The sequence below is a fragment of the Bartonella sp. AA86SXKL genome (assembly GCF_042196885.1).
In genome coordinates this window covers 1-441 of record NZ_JBHIRE010000083.1, presented here as the reverse complement: position 1 = coordinate 441, position 441 = coordinate 1, and the positions used below count along the sequence as shown (strand labels likewise).

Below are 441 nucleotides of genomic sequence, written 5' to 3'. Positions count from 1 at the left end.
AGCTTCAAGCGCAGATTCAATAAAGTCCTGTGAAACAAGAGAACCATCTAAACTCAGATCAGAATAGCCCAATTTTTTCCATTTAGAAAAATGCTGGTACATATCACCTTCAAAACGATCAATACATGGACCAGATGTTATTCCTGCTTCAATAAAAGGATGAAGGCTTATAGGATCAAAACTGATTGCAGAGACCCGTTCTGTTAAATTTCGATTTTTTATCAACGCAAGTGCTTTTTGAGATAAAAGCCTTTCACGCTCAACTTCACCACATGTTTTGATTTCAAGATGAAGCGCAACATTAGTTGATCCTAAAAGATCAAGCACCTCTTCTAATAAAGGAGGAGCTTCAGCACTCCCTTTTATACAAAGTTGTTTGCGTGTCTCATTATCAATGTCATGAATATATCCTGTTGTTCCAACCAATTGTTCTAGACGAAA

At 36.7% G+C, this 441-nt stretch carries 1 pseudogene; it reads right to left on the bottom strand.

Going from position 1 to position 441, the window contains the following annotated elements:
- A pseudogene (locus ACFIO5_RS09885) lies at positions 1 to 441 on the bottom strand (glycerophosphodiester phosphodiesterase); the annotation flags it as partial.